This is a genomic window from Paenibacillus monticola (assembly GCF_009664975.1).
In the GTDB taxonomy this organism is placed as follows: domain Bacteria; phylum Bacillota; class Bacilli; order Paenibacillales; family Paenibacillaceae; genus Paenibacillus_AQ; species Paenibacillus_AQ monticola.
Map to the genome: position 1 here is coordinate 84,145 of NZ_WJXB01000015.1, position 14,575 is coordinate 98,719.

General features: G+C 44.6%; 10 protein-coding genes and 1 tRNA gene. 2 read left to right on the top strand and 9 right to left on the bottom strand.

Translation table 11 applies throughout. The features are described from left to right. Positions 1-2 precede the first annotated feature (2 nt). Positions 3-86, bottom strand: a tRNA-Leu gene (locus GJB61_RS26975). A 170-nt stretch (positions 87-256) separates the two neighbouring features. Here GJB61_RS26975 and GJB61_RS26980 point away from each other — a divergent pair. Then, complete coding sequence (locus GJB61_RS26980; RefSeq protein ID WP_154122141.1) at positions 257-646, top strand: hypothetical protein; 390 nt, start codon at positions 257-259, stop codon at positions 644-646. Positions 647-741: 95 nt separating this feature from the next. Here GJB61_RS26980 and GJB61_RS26985 read toward each other — a convergent pair whose 3' ends face one another. From GJB61_RS26985 to GJB61_RS31980, 5 genes are all read right to left on the bottom strand, one after another. Further along, positions 742-4,584, bottom strand: coding sequence for an S-layer homology domain-containing protein (locus GJB61_RS26985; RefSeq protein WP_154122142.1), 3,843 nt, complete (start codon positions 4,582-4,584; stop codon positions 742-744). A gap of 226 nt (positions 4,585-4,810) precedes the next feature. After that, complete coding sequence (locus GJB61_RS26990; protein WP_154122143.1) at positions 4,811-9,106, bottom strand: bifunctional 2',3'-cyclic-nucleotide 2'-phosphodiesterase/3'-nucleotidase; 4,296 nt, start codon at positions 9,104-9,106, stop codon at positions 4,811-4,813. A 354-nt stretch (positions 9,107-9,460) separates the two neighbouring features. Continuing rightward, positions 9,461-9,610, bottom strand: a complete 150-nt coding sequence (locus GJB61_RS31970; RefSeq protein ID WP_229522470.1) for a hypothetical protein — start codon at positions 9,608-9,610, stop codon at positions 9,461-9,463. Further along, complete coding sequence (locus tag GJB61_RS31975) at positions 9,611-10,075, bottom strand: sensor histidine kinase (RefSeq protein ID WP_338116158.1); 465 nt, start codon at positions 10,073-10,075, stop codon at positions 9,611-9,613. Further along, the gene (locus tag GJB61_RS31980) at positions 10,054-10,416 is read right to left on the bottom strand and encodes a histidine kinase (protein WP_229522471.1); all 363 of its coding nucleotides are present in this window, start codon (positions 10,414-10,416) and stop codon (positions 10,054-10,056) included. Before GJB61_RS31980 ends, GJB61_RS31975 begins: the two co-directional genes overlap by 22 nt. A gap of 93 nt (positions 10,417-10,509) precedes the next feature. Here GJB61_RS31980 and GJB61_RS27000 point away from each other — a divergent pair, with 93 nt between their 5' ends. Then, positions 10,510-11,355, top strand: coding sequence for a carbohydrate ABC transporter permease (locus GJB61_RS27000; protein WP_154122144.1), 846 nt, complete (start codon positions 10,510-10,512; stop codon positions 11,353-11,355). 147 nt (positions 11,356-11,502) lie between these two features. Here the strand turns inward: GJB61_RS27000 and GJB61_RS27005 are convergent, their stop codons facing one another. The 3 genes from GJB61_RS27005 to GJB61_RS27015 all read right to left on the bottom strand — a co-directional run bounded on the left by GJB61_RS27005 (position 11,503) and on the right by GJB61_RS27015 (position 14,460). Then, on the bottom strand, positions 11,503-12,789 hold the full coding sequence (locus GJB61_RS27005) for a glycoside hydrolase family 18 protein (protein WP_154122145.1): 1,287 nt from the start codon (positions 12,787-12,789) through the stop codon (positions 11,503-11,505). A 222-nt stretch (positions 12,790-13,011) separates the two neighbouring features. Then, a complete protein-coding gene (locus GJB61_RS27010; RefSeq protein WP_154122146.1) occupies positions 13,012-13,197 on the bottom strand; it encodes a hypothetical protein in 186 nt (61 codons plus the stop codon). Positions 13,198-13,269: 72 nt separating this feature from the next. After that, positions 13,270-14,460, bottom strand: coding sequence for a M14 family metallopeptidase (locus tag GJB61_RS27015; protein WP_154122147.1), 1,191 nt, complete (start codon positions 14,458-14,460; stop codon positions 13,270-13,272). Positions 14,461-14,575 lie beyond the last annotated feature (115 nt).

The following is a 14,575-nucleotide window of genomic DNA, read 5'->3' on the forward strand; positions in this document are numbered from 1 at the left end:
TATGCGGTCGAGAGGACTCGAACCTCCACGATATTGCTACCACACGGACCTGAACCGTGCGCGTCTGCCAATTCCGCCACGACCGCAAAGTATTAAGGTGAATATAATAACATACAAAACTGAATATAGCACGATTCCTTCGAAAGGACAATATGGGCTTTGGCATTATGATCGTAAAAGATAGATATGCTAAAGCACAAGCAGGACGTGATGATCTGAGTAATATAAAGTAAATAAACAACGAGGTGAGGTACGAATGGCAAATTCAACAAAAATCCGTAAGCGGGCAAAACAACTGCACGGCAAGCCAGTCTGCATCACGCTGCACGATGGACGTTCGTATGTAGGCTATATAAGCGGATTTGAAAAAAACGCTTTGATCCTCTCCAGACCAAGACCAAAAATGGGCAAGAACACTAAAAAGAGTTCCTCCGTTCGCTTGCAGAAAGCTGACGTCTCCGGATTTATGCCGTTACTCGGATCTCTTTTTGGAGGTTCCGGGGCTGGAGCTGCTGGAGGTGCAGGATTTGGCCCCTTCCGCTTCTTCGGAATGATACAGAAAGCTATGCCAGTGATGAGAATGGGCTACGGTATGATCAAGTCCATTCGACCTTTTCTGGGTGGGCTGAAGGGATTAATGGGATAACACGCTGCTTTGATCAAAAACGAAACTAGCCAGCCTCCATTAAATCGGAGACTGACTAGTTTTTTAGCTTATAAAGCTTTGAATGAAGGTAGATATTAGTTCACAGTAATAACTACTGGATCACTTGCTTCCTTTTGGCCTTCTTTCGCAATAATCTGAATAATTTGACCGGTGATTAAGGGATTAGATCCTATATCAAGTGAGAAGGAACCATCACTCATAACAAAAACCGATTCAATCACTTGATTGTTCTCATTCACTAGACAAATGGTCGTAGGAATACCATTAATTGCTCCGCCGTAAGTCCCCTTAATTTGCTTGGATTCTGTACTAACGGTACTTGTAACTACTGGCGCAACTGCTTTGGGAGCCGGTTGTATAGTAATGTACAGAGGATCACTCGGCAGCTTCCCTACCTCATCAGTAATGATATAAATTCGATCTCCGCCTCGTAGAATTGTAGACCACAAGCCTATTGACCATTGTCCAGTATTCATGTCTGAATATACACCTGTAAAAATTTGTCGGCCATCTTCATGGAACACTTTAATTACTGTGCTCTTAGCGGCTGTACCACTTAATCCGTCCGTGTATCCATAGACCTGATCATTATTGAGCACAGGCTGACTGGACTTCTCTATGGGTGCCGTTGCTGTAATTACAAGAGCATCACTTAATAATTTGCCTAGTGCGTCGGCTTTAATCATCAGTTTTGTCCCAGGTAACACAACTGGACGAGGATAAGAGGGCATCGGAAGAGTGAAAATCCCCAACTCATTGGCTTGATTGCCATAAATAAGCGTACCATCTTCATTGTATAAGTAAACCGTTGCATAAGGTTCTGTCATTCCAGAAAATTGATAATCTTCATCCGTATATATCGGTGTAGTAACCGTTGGTACTGAAGTGATCACGGTTGGAACTTTTGCTGTGAAAAGAAACGGTACACTTTCCTTCAACCCTGGAGCAATCGCAGTCAATTGGTATTGCCCGTTAGGCACAAGCTCCAGATAATGGAAAGTAACAACTTCATTAAATGCATAACCTTCTGCTATAACTACACCGTTCATATCTTTCAAATATAACTGAACAGAGGGGAGAGGAGGGATAGTCGCTTGAATATAAGTGTAGTCACTGTAAACATCCCCAACGATCGTAGGAGACGGTGTAATAGGCCTATTCGCTACAACCACTGCCGTGGGTTTACTAATGATCCTCTCGTATCCTTTAGCGGATAGATATAAAGTCTCTCCAGCGATGGGACGTGATGATAGTTGAAGGTCGAATTTACCTCCATATTCTTGCGCACCGGCTTTCCCTTCGCCTATGACCGTTCCATCGGATCGTTTAACGATAACCTTGGAATCCCCTTCTGCTTTACCCGTAATATACCAGTCATCTTCATAGAGTATTCCCTCTATAGTTGGTGAAGCTGTCTGTACATTAGGAGCCACTACTGTAACATATACAGAGTCACTTTTCCTCTTCCGATCGGCCTGCGCATAGACTACTAGTTTCTCACCGACACTTAGCGGGTGGTTATCATATAAATAAATCGAAAAATTGCTGCCTATATTATTATAGGATTGGCCTATCAAAGTTCCATCCATTTTTGTTACCGTTAGTTGATAGGAACTGTCCTCTATCGTTCCCCTAATATACTTACTGTCGTCATATACGACACTAGTTACAACTGGAGAGTTGGTCTTCGGCCGCTCCACCACGTTGACTTCAAACCGTTCACTTGTCCACCCGCTGTCCGCATACATAGTAACATACACTTTGTCATTGTCTTTTAGTACCAAGCCGGGATTATAATCAAACAGATTAAAGCTAAAGAACATATTAAATTTACCTTGCAAACTATTCAGTACCGTTCCATCCCCCAATTCCACTTTAACCGAGAAAGACTCTTTTAAATTCATAACACTGCCGTTAAGATATGCAATATCTGTGTAGATTTCTTTATCAACCTTTGACACAGGGGCTTTTTCTTTAATAATAATATCCGGGAGAGACAGGTCTTTTCCTGCTTCAATCGTGAATTCATCCGTATAATATCTTGTCATACCAATGAAAATATCAATAATATAAGTACCTGGAACAACATTATTGAATTTAAAGTTGCCACTTTGGTTTGTTGTGCTAGTGTACGTCCATGTTGATGCATGAACTCCCGTTAAATAAACAGTCATGTTATAAATAGGAACTGGTATTGTCTCGTTATAATCCAGATGAAATAATGAACCTGTTACGACGAGACTAGATTTAGGTACTATAATCGCTTCAGATAATACCACATTTGCATTTTTGTAAGATACGGAATATACAACTAACTGATCTTTCTCACTGCTACCGATGGATGGAAAAGTTAATTTCACCGTTGTCTTGTTTGCCGACAAGCTAACCAGAGTGACATCCACGTTCTGAAAATATCCATTATCAACCTTTTCTAACACTTTGAAATCTGAAGCTGCCGGGATATCTGATAAACTCTTATTGAACAAGACTTCAATAGTTCCGTTAGCCGCCACTATGCTAGTGACCGCTAAATCCGGACTTTCAGACCCTGGATTACCAGTACCGGCACTAGGATCTGGACTGCCGCCACCGCCACCGCCACCACCTGATCCGCCCCCCCCACCAGCTATAGGAGTAGTTGACGTTTTTATGTCTGATACTGCGGAATCCTTTGCATCGTCTGACAATATAATTCCATTAATCTTACCTTCGCCTGAAATAGTCGACTTACTCTTTAGTTCAAGCTTCTGGATGATTACATCTTTATTTAGGATAATGCTCGGAATCACTACATTTTCTTTAATGAATAAGCTATTTATTGTTCCTGAACGAACAGTAAATTCATTGACACTAGCATTTACGTTTATATTATTAAAGTTGCCTGCAATTGATATATTTCTCGCTGTTGTTTCTTTTGTTTCGGGAAGTACTGATAAATCTACAAACCCCTGTCCGGAAATATTATTCTCTTCGATGATGGCACTGGACAAAATTTGCGTGTCTTGTATATTTGTTGTGCCCTCTGCCACGATTCTGACCGCATTGTCTAATCTATTTACAGATACCGTTCCTAACTGGCTATCTTTGATATGAATACTATTCGTGCCGCCACCTTCAATACGAGTCACGCCATCTACTTGAACCTGATCAAGATAAGCATCACCATCGCCAATCTCTTTAGAAATAATCAGTTCTCCTAAAATATGCATGTTCTTAAGAGTGACATTAGAGGATTGAATAATCACATCACTATGCACAGTATTTATAGCAGTCTCACCAAAGACACCGGCTTTATCGTAAACGACCGTGCTTGCAGCTAGCGCTTTCTTAATCACCACTACGGACTCTGCACGAGTCATTTCGCGTTGAGGTTGAAACGTTCCATCCGGATTACTACTCATAATACCTTTATCCAGAAGATTGTTGATTGCCGACTTACTCCAAGAAGGAATGAGACTCGAATCTTTTACAGAAATTAAATCTGTAACATTCTTCAACTTTAATATCTTCGACAGAATGACTGCTGTTTCTTGTCTTGTTATTTGTTTATCGGGGCGGAAGGTATTATCGTTAAAACCACTAATATATCCTTGTGCGATAGCCTTTTGCACTTCTATGTATGCCCAGTTTGTTTGTTTTAAATCTTTAAAGCTAATTGAACTTTTATCAGAATACTTAAATACCCTGTTTACAAGTGCTACGAATTCACCTCTGGATATAACGTGTTCAGGTCGGAATGTATGATCTGGATATCCCGTTATCAAGCCTTTATCAAGCCAGTCCTGTATATCTGTTTCAGCCCAATGTCCCTTAATATCAGTCACTTGGTCTGTACTAGCGTAAATGTGAGCAAAGGGTAAGAGGATAAACAACATCACCGTTAAGCAAATATTTTTTAATATCCGATTCGTAAACAATAGATTTGGTCACTCCCTATTATAATTTAGTAAAACCATTTTCCGAATTTATTCAGTTGACCTCTCTCTCATTACTGTTTTAATTTGTAAATATTATACCATATACATTATTGTTAAATTTATGAATTCATGTAGCTGCAGATATTTTTTAATACTCGGGAATAAAAAAAGGTGCTCCGCGCTCATCCGAAGATGAAAGCAAAGCACCATAGGAATATCTAAAGAATTAAGACACTTGTTGCAGCGTACGGTAGATAATGACCGCCGCCTGAGCACGATTCGCTATGTCCTTTGGAGCAAATTTCGCGGCCTCTACTCCGCTAATAATTCCCAAATTAGTCAACTGCGCAACAGCTTCCATTGCGTAGGGGGCGATCTTAGATTTGTCTGCAAACTTGATCAGCGCAGCACTATTGTCAATCGGCTGCAGTTGTCCTTTCAGAGCGTTCGCAACCATAATAGCCATCTCTTCTCGGGTAATTTCACGCCCCGGTTCAAACTTGCCGTTCCCGGAGCCTTTTACAAAACCAGCCTTAACGGCAATAGCTATAGAATCCGTATACCAGACGTTTGATTTAACGTCACTAAACGCGCTTGCTGCGCCGGAATCGGTCAGATTCATGGCACGGACCAGCATGGTCACGAATTCTGCACGAGTTACGTTTTTAAGGGGTGCAAAGTCATTACCGTTAAACCCTTTAATGATACCTTTGGCCGTCAGAGAATCGATAGCCTCTTTTGCCCAAGCTACCTTACCCAGATCATTGAAGCTCGGAACCGGATTTCCAGTAGGGACTGGTGTAGCCGATGGTGCAGGTGTAGCACTCGGCGCTATAGTCGCACTAGCTGTCGGCGTCGGTGTTGGAGTCACAATGCCTTCTGGATTTCCTGAAGGTGTCGAAGTCGGTTGTTCCGTCAGATTATTGTTGATACGCCCTTCGATTCCCGCAGTAATCGCTCCGTAGTTAAACTTTTTCACAATATAAGCGTAGAATACATCCAGATCGATGGGCCCAGCTAAGGAAGCACTGGCTTCGGTCAAGACTTTGTAGTTATCTCCGCCTGCGGCCATGAAGTTGTTGACAACAGCCGTATAATTCTGGCTTGGGTTAATCGGTGTTCCGTCAGCCAATGTGAGACTGGCGAGACGTCCAGCAACCGGAAGATACATATTAGCGGTATATTTCAAGCCGGAGATTTGCAGTGTTTTGGTATCTGCAGTTCCGCTGGACGTAACATTCCATTGCTGCTGAAGAAGGGTTTTGATCTGCGCTCCGGTTAAGGTCAGTTTTACCAGAGTGTTGCCGAACGGTTGAATTTTGGCTAGATCGCCAAACGTAACGTTACCTTTCGGAAGATCCGCACGGATGCCGCCTGGATTCATGAACGCGAAATCGGCAGCACCTTTACCATCACCGAAATCTGCGCTAAGCATAGCATCGGCAATCAGATTGCCAAGAGCCGACTCTTTGATGTACGTGTCTGTACGAGTAATGGTGCCGTCTGTCGTGCCTACAGGATTGGTCAGCTCTGGGTGCTTTTCAAGATATTTGTTAACCAGAGCGACGGTATCCACATCAGGTGTTACCCCTTCCTGGAAGGTAGTTGTAACGACAGCTGACTTGCTCTTAACGTCACCCGTTACAGGATCAATCAGCAGCTTGATGTCCTCAAACGCAGTACCGTAGGAATATGCCTGCACAATCAACTTGCCATTCACAACACCGTTGGCCAACGCGTGGTTATCACCGGCAACAATAACATCCACCGGAGAGTTCGCTGGAAGCGCATTGGCCAGATCCGCCGCTTCTCCTGTTGTAACATCGGCTTTGGTTGAAGCTGGATCATGGGCCAGAACGATAATCGTCTCTACTCCCTTATCCTGAAGTTCCTTGGCATATTTCTCAACTGCTATGACTTCCTCCTCAGCGGTCAGGAATCGCACGCCTGCCGTACCGGCAGGAGATACCTTGCTCGGAGTACTCTTGGTTACGAGACCTATAAAGCCGATACTCACGCCACCCACTTCTTTAATTACATAAGGAGCAATGATGGGTTGGCCAGTCGCAATGCTAATCGCATTAGCATTGACGTAATCAAAGTTAGTCCCTACGTGAGTGACATTGCCGTCCTTCGGATCAACACCGCCATCAAGCTGTGTCATCAGCGCTGAGACACCTTGGTCAAACTCATGGTTCCCCAAGGAACCCACATCAAATCCCATCATATTCATCCACTCGATAGTAGGCTCATCACGCTCAAGCGATGATACAGGAGCCGATGCGCCTACGGAATCTCCATTATGGAAGAGCAGGGAATTATCGTATTTGGCACGAGTTTCTTTCAAATAAGTTGCTAGAATCGCCGCTGTGCCTGCAGGCTTATTACTAACTGTAGACACGGTGTCTAGTTGGCCATGGAAATCATTGATTCCGATCAGATGGACCTCCACTGGCAGTTTCAAATTATAAATACCGAAACCCTTAATATCTTTCTCACCGGTATCGCTCATATTTGCTGGCAGCACTTTGGCTGCATCGGGTGAAGAGGTAAAGGTAAGATTGACATTACTCAGAATAGGGGCCAGGGACCAGTTGCCATCCGCTGATGGATCAATGGTACCGACTTCACTGATGTAATCCATCAGCACCTGGCGGTTCTCATCCTGTGAATCCACTATCATCTCAGACCCCTTCACGCCTGGGAAGTTCCCCCCGCCACTAGCGCGGTAGTTGTTAGTCACAACGATGAAGTCCTGGTCTGGATCCAATGGCTTACCGTTGTAGGTTATTTGCTTCACACGACTCGATGAAGCATCATTAAGCGTACCGTTCGGATTATATTTCGCAGCCTTCGTCACGTCAATAGTGTATCTAATACCATCTATGACATCAAAGTTATATACTGCAAACGCCGAATTCAGCAGGCTTTGCGGTGCGGCGCTATTTTCATCTATAGTATTAAATGCACCCGCACTCATCTCCACCCATTCCTTAACGACAGAACCCTTAACCTTGATCGCCTTCAGCGTATTGTCGTAGAGATACAGATCACTTGCGCTCCTAATGGTCAGAGGTCCTTTCTCAATACTCGTATACTCGGAAGGGCCGTTACGTCCAGCTTTGAAAGGCGCGCCCACACTGAGGATCGGCGTATCCTTATACTGTGGAAGATTGGTATTAATATAATTCTGCACATACCACTTCTGTGCATTCGTAACGATCTGTACTGTAGGATCGTCCTGTACCAGAGCGAAATAGCTGTTCATCGGTGCCGTAGTAACTCCCAGCTGCTGACCCGTGTAGTCAACGGTAGCCTGATGATCTGCTGCTACAACAGCATCTACAGCCGGATCAGCAACCGCACCGGCAATGGAACGGGTTGAGGCGGTAGATTTCGCTTTATCCACCATCCACTTACCGTTATCCTGAACCAATTCAAGGTCAATCAGACCCAAATATCCACCACCATACCCAGCTTGTACAGCCGGAGTACCATTAATGTGCCCATATACATTGTCAACAACTGATTGACTGTTATTATACGGCAAGGTTGTGGAAGAATCTTTAAAGGAAGCATCTAGTGTGGCATTACTCCCTGTCGGGAACACCTTGTGTGTATGCGAGAACGTGATCGCATCGATACCCTCAACCTTACTTAGCGCGTTGATGTCATTCTCAGAACCATCTCCCTGCACCGCATTCACATCAAAGCCCGTATGAGCCATGACCACGATGATATCTGCACCCTCACTTTTCATAGCAGGAATGAATTTCGCTGCAGTTTCAGCAATATCCTTGGTAATCACCTTACCTTCCAGATTAACCTTGTCCCACTCCATAATCTGAGGGGTTACAAGGCCGAGCAGACCGACTTTAATATGATTTACCTGCCCTTTATTATCCTCTACCGTCTTATCAAGGATCACATAAGGCTTAAAAGCATTGATATCATTATCAGGATTGCCATCCTTATCATCGATATATATATTTGCGTTCACATATGGGAAGTTCGCATCGGTTTCCAACGGGTTGTTAACATTCCCTTTAACCGTACGATTCAAAAATTCCAAGCCATAATTAAATTCATGATTTCCATAAGTAGCTGCGTCGTAACCCATAACATTCATGGCCGCAATCATTGGATGAAGCTTGGATGTTGAATCCATTAAATCCGATTTTTTTGCGACATAAGTCCCGAGCGGAGTGCCTTGAATTAAATCCCCATTGTCAAGCAGGAGCGTGTTGAGCACTTCAGTCTTCGCATAAGTAACTAACGTAGCCGTTTTGTCGAGTCCTACGGTCGCCGAAGCCGCATTCTTAAAATAATCCCAACCCAAAACATTTGTGTGCACATCTGTAGTGCTCATTACTCTGAGCTTAGCGGTAGTCGGCGCGGCAGCATCGGCAGTTTCCGCACCCCCAACTGTACCTAGAACCACTCCACCCAGTACCTGAGCAGAGAGCACAGCCGTAACTAGCAACGAAGCGATCGGTTTATTCCATCTTGTCTTCCATCCCATAAAGTATAAATCCTCCCCGTTTTTAATAGTGCCGTCACATTATATCACACAAACGTGGGAAAAATATCAAATTTTAATTAAGTAATAGAGTTGCAAGTTAGATAAAACCACACTCAGCTAACATAAGCGTGGTTTTATCTATCGAAATCAATCTATAAATTCAAAAAAATTCAAAAAAAAGGGGGTGTCCCATAAGCCATGAAATGGCTGCTTGGGACGCTCCCTGTTTTTGGAGTCGGATAAACGGTTATGCTTGTGAGGACGCTCCGCGAACGGACCGTTGCTCCAATCGCTGTTGTGTCCAGATTTTTTGAATTCCCCTTAGCGGTGAAAATCCGGACACAAAGGCGACCGCTACCGCTTTTCCGCAATCAGTCCGTCCTCTCCGCTGGTTTCAGCGGAAAAATCACACTCAAAATCTTCATTAAAATCACAAAAAGAAATCGCCCTTTGGTAAAATGGAAGTACCAGCAACCATTTCAAAGGAGCGATTTCTTTGTACATTCAATATACCATGGACCAACTTTGCCTGCCAATGGATTTGGGACAGCCCCTTCCTGTTGCTTCAGTCAATAATAGTGAAGGTACGTTTACACTTTCCAGATATAGTCGATCTTTACAGGCTGTCCAGTACAGGAACAATGATCTCAACCATCGTGCCGAAGCCTGGTTTCTCTTGATACGCAAGCTATAGCCTTTTTCGTAAGTTAGCTTCAATCTTTTATGGGTATTGTAAAGCCCCACGTGCTCTGTGCGTTCTTCATCGGATAACAGGCGCTGTTCAATCTCATGCAGATTCTCCGGCAGAATACCGTTTCCATTGTCAATAACAATAATGGACAGCCGTTCCCTCTTCTGGACGATCTTCACTTTAATGAGTCCATGACCTTCTTTTTCCTTAATGCTGTGGTAGATACTGTTTTCTATTAAGGGCAGAAGTACCAGCTTTATCGTATATAATTTAGTGATTTCTTCATCGTATTCAAAAAATCAAATTTATCCTTATACCTCGTCTTCTGAATATTGACATAGCTGAGAGTGTTGGAAATTTCTGCTGCCCAGGTTACCGTTTCTGTAGGATTGCTAAACGAGTAGGACAATATATCAGATATATCCTCAACCATCTCGCTTACTTTGTTAGGCTTCCCGGTTAACGCTACGGATTCCCAGTATATAGAATGCAGCGTATTATAGAGAAAATGAGGATTAATCTGGGATTGCAGCGCGAGCAGTTCCATGACCTGAAGCCGGTACTTCTTCTCCAGCAGCTGTGTCCTAATATATCGATGCTCGATAAAGTGTGTAATCATATTGTGAATAATAGAGGAATATTCATCCTTCACTTTGCCCGGTGGCTTGAGAGGCATCAGTTGGGTTTATTATGAGGACGGAGGAGATAAATCATGAGAGAATTCAACAGCAAACCTAAAACCCTACTAAATTATGCTTTTTTGATCCTGGTTGGCCTCATCATGATTTATCCGCTAATATGGTTGTTTGCGTCATCCTTCAAAACCAATGCCGATATCTTCGGCTCCAGCAAGCTGCTGCCAAGTACCTATGTGTGGGATTCCTATCGTTTGGGCTGGCAAGGCACGGGGCAATACGGTTTCCAGGATTTCTTTATCAATACCTTGAAGCTGGTTATTCCCACCGTTGTATTCACTGTGATCTCCAGTGTTATTGTAGCTTATGGCTTTGCCAGATTTGATTTCACGTTCAAAACGATGCTGTTCTCCATCATGATCGCCACACTGATGCTGCCTAATGCATCAGTTATGATCCCACGGTACATTTTGTATAATAAGATGGGCTGGCTGGATACGTATCTGCCCTTTATCGTACCAGCCGCATTCGCAACAGGTGCATTCTTCGTTTATATGATGATCCAGTTCATTCGCGGTTCACCTCGTGATTTGGACGAAGCGGCCACGATTGAAGGCTGCAACTCGTTTACGGTGCTGACCCGGGTCTTGCTCCCTTTATGCAAGCCGGCGATCTTCTCTGTGGGCCTCTTCCAATTCATGTGGACCTGGAATGATTTCTTCAACTCCATCATCTATATCAGCAGCGTCAAGAAGTTTACCGTATCGCTCGGTCTCCGACTGTCCTTGGATACATCCTCAGCGGTATCCTGGAATCAGGTACTCGCGATGTCGGTTGTCAGCATTGTACCTTGTATTGTGTTGTTCTTCTTCACTCAGAAATACTTTGTGGAAGGCATATCCACAACCGGACTAAAGGGGTAACAGCCTTTTCAATTCATGAACTATACAAAGAGACCGCCCATTTATAAGGGGCGGTCTCTTTGTATATTCTGTTCCAGGGATTTTTTTCGATTCGGAAGCATTGTGTAGAGTACGAATAGTTACATATCCCGGCCATGTTGAGGATTATCATCTTTTAACAACATCAAAATTAACCTGGATCAGCAGCCAATTCTGCGGAAAAGGAAGCCCCAGCTTCCAGTAGCTGATTCCCCGCAAGCCCAGCTCCTTAATCAGATCGAACTTGGCCTGGATGGACCGGGCATCCTCAAACCATACCTTGTGCTGCTTGCCTGCATCATCCCAGTAATCAAAATGTGGTGCCTGGTCCTTATAATCATACTGGATTGCTGCATTTCGATTCCTCGCCAAATCAATCGCCGCTTGCGGACTAAGCGCCCTGGCATAAGCTCCGCCTGCGACAAAAGGCAGGGTCCAGTCATAGCCGTACAAGTTCTGCCCCATCATGATTTTTGCCGCCGGAATTTCGCTGATGGCATACTCCAATACCTGGCGAACAGGGCCAATCGGCGAAACCGCCATCGGTGGCCCTCCACTGTATCCCCACTCATATGTCATAATAATCACAAAATCGGCAACTTCACCGTGGACTTTATAATCATGCGCCTCATACCAGGCTCCAACCTGCGTGGCACTTGTCTTGGGGGCCAACGCGGTAGATAACAAGAACCCTTCCTGATGAATCCGGTCGGCCGCTTTCCGCAGGAATGTATTATAGGCTTCCCGGTCTGCAGGCTTCAAGAATTCCATATCGAAATGAATGTCCCGAAAGTTCAACTGCTTCGCCTGGCTAATGATATTCTCCAGCAAGCGGTTCTGAACAACCTGATCATTCAAAATAATGCTTCCAAGCTCCGAGCTGAACTGGGCATTCTCCAAGTTAGTCACGACCATCATCAGGGTTACCTGGTTTTGCCCAGTGATCGAAGCAAGATTATCCAATGGAGGTGCTTTTAAGGAACCGTCCCGCTGGATCTGGAAGCTGAATGGGGCCAGATAGGTAAGCTCCGGCGCAGCTTCTTCGGCGGCATTTTTTAAGCTTTGGGAGACCTCATCCCCTCTAGGCTCTATATAGGCATTTACTTCAGCAGTCCGTTTCGGTTTAGGCGGAATATATAGACGAAATCCAACCGTTAACGGTTGGTTCAGGGATAATCCATTGGCTTCAGCCAGCGTACCCGCGTTCACACCCCACCTTTGAGCGATACTATACAGGCTGTCCCCGGATCGAACCCAATAATACATCCCGATGATCGGAATAACCAATGTTTGTCCCACCACTAGCATGCCCGGTGCTGACAGTTGATTGGCTTCGGTAATATCATTCGCAGGTATCCCATAGGTAGTAGCAATGCCATATAGAGATTGACCGGGCTGTACAACATGAATTTGCATGTTCCCACCTCCTCCATTCGTTCACAAAACACGTATAAACAATTGAATATACATTATTTTATTCGGGGGATTGGTTGGTATGCTAAATGTGGTGGAATAGGGGAGCAGTATGAAGCTGGGGCTGCTCTATCCTAGAAACTACGATTACGCCGCATTAATGACATCCTTCAGTTACGCCACTTTGCAGTACTTCTCATTGGGAAAACGATTGCCGTGGTATAGCTACTCCAGAGGGACAAGCGACTTCGCTGCCACTTCAAAGGCCTGTTCGTCAACCGTACTCTCTTCCTCTGTAATGCATTTTCCTTCCATATCGTTAAGCTGCACCTTTCGTTCAATCCTGTCTTTTCCAAAAAACTTGATTTTTTCATTGGACTCGGCAATGCCCATCCGAGTCGAAATAATCATCCGGCCCACCGCCTATGGTTGGCACGTACACGGTATAACGTCCTGCAGGTATCTTTTACTTCACTCCATAATTTACATATAAAGTGAAGCAAGAAGTATGCCTAAACTCTCTTGATAGATTTGTTCAAGCTGCGATAAGGGAATTGGATTATTACCTTGCCCAACTTCAATCGTAAAACCTGGCCGTCCCCAATCCTGAATGAACCAATCCTTGAATCCGGCCGAACTGTCCGCATACCTAATCGGCTGATAACCACTCACTCTCGCAAACTCATTGACGATCACTTCAGATTCAGACGGCTCCAGCCCTTCAAAGCCCCAATAAATGACTCTCCCCTGTGTGTGAAAAGCTAATACGCGATTAAAATTTTGGTTTCTCGTCAAATTGGCTATCGCTTGCGATTCCGGCTCCGTAAGCGGTTCCGTCCCCGCATAATCACGGGGGGCTGGCGTGCGCGGCCCTCTTGCCGCTTCGCGTTCCCACAGTGCCGGAAACTGGTTATTTAAATCGATACCCCGAATGTTAGCCTTCCAGCCGCTAAAATCACTGCTTCCAACATTTATGGCAAGTACATTGCTGCGATAAGGCTCTTCGTCCGGTAGTCCGACCACAACCAGATTGACACCGTCAGGGTTAACCATCGGAACAAGCGATAACGTGGTCGTCTCATATAGAGGATTCATCTCAAGCCCGCGAATGCTGCCGTTATTCGTCAATGCCAGTAAGTATTCATTAAGAAAACGAATAAGTACCGGTGTTGTAATCCATTCATTAGCATGGAAGGAAGCGTTAGTATGCACCTGCTTCGGGCCGATACCGATACGAATTTCGGGAATTGTCTTACCCATGACCGAAGTGCCAATGGATTGGCGACGGATAAATGGGTAAATCTCTGCCAAGCGGTTAAGATCCTCAAGCATGTCACCATAATCATAAGGTCTTACTGTCTGGACCACTAGCTCAGTCACACGAACTGGGATACCAATCATTTGACCCACACGAAGAGAATTGACTTGGATAGATGGATTAAGCAGCAGCAAGCTATCTTGCGGTACACCGGCTGTCGAAGCTATCCTCCAGATCGTATCCCCGGGAACGATCTGGTATCCCCTTGTCACATAACCCGGTATTTCCACCGTCTGCCCCTGCATTAATGCTTGAGGATTGATGCTTCGATTGGAATCAAGCAGCAGCCGCAGCGGAATCTGAAACAGCTGACTGTATGCCCATATCGAGTCACCTCGGCGTACCGATATTTCCATGCTGTTACCCTCCTTAAGTTTTGCTCAACCACAATTGCAAAGATAAACCTAGCCCATAGCTTTATTGTATGTGGAGGATACGTGGAAACATTACAAAGGATGAACTGAAAAGGAC

What these genes read in the sequence shown, in the direction of transcription:
- GJB61_RS26980 (WP_154122141.1), top strand. Translation starts at nt 257, where the DNA reads ATGGCAAATTCAACAAAAATCCGTAAGCGGGCAAAACAACTGCACGGC.
- GJB61_RS26990 (WP_154122143.1), bottom strand. Translation starts at nt 9,106, where the DNA reads ATGGGATGGAAGACAAGATGGAATAAACCGATCGCTTCGTTGCTAGTT.
- GJB61_RS31970 (WP_229522470.1), bottom strand. Translation starts at nt 9,610, where the DNA reads ATGTACAAAGAAATCGCTCCTTTGAAATGGTTGCTGGTACTTCCATTT.
- GJB61_RS31980 (WP_229522471.1), bottom strand. Translation starts at nt 10,416, where the DNA reads ATGATTACACACTTTATCGAGCATCGATATATTAGGACACAGCTGCTG.
- GJB61_RS27000 (WP_154122144.1), top strand. Translation starts at nt 10,510, where the DNA reads ATGAGAGAATTCAACAGCAAACCTAAAACCCTACTAAATTATGCTTTT.
- GJB61_RS27005 (WP_154122145.1), bottom strand. Translation starts at nt 12,789, where the DNA reads ATGCAAATTCATGTTGTACAGCCCGGTCAATCTCTATATGGCATTGCT.
- GJB61_RS27010 (WP_154122146.1), bottom strand. Translation starts at nt 13,197, where the DNA reads ATGATTATTTCGACTCGGATGGGCATTGCCGAGTCCAATGAAAAAATC.
- GJB61_RS27015 (WP_154122147.1), bottom strand. Translation starts at nt 14,460, where the DNA reads ATGGAAATATCGGTACGCCGAGGTGACTCGATATGGGCATACAGTCAG.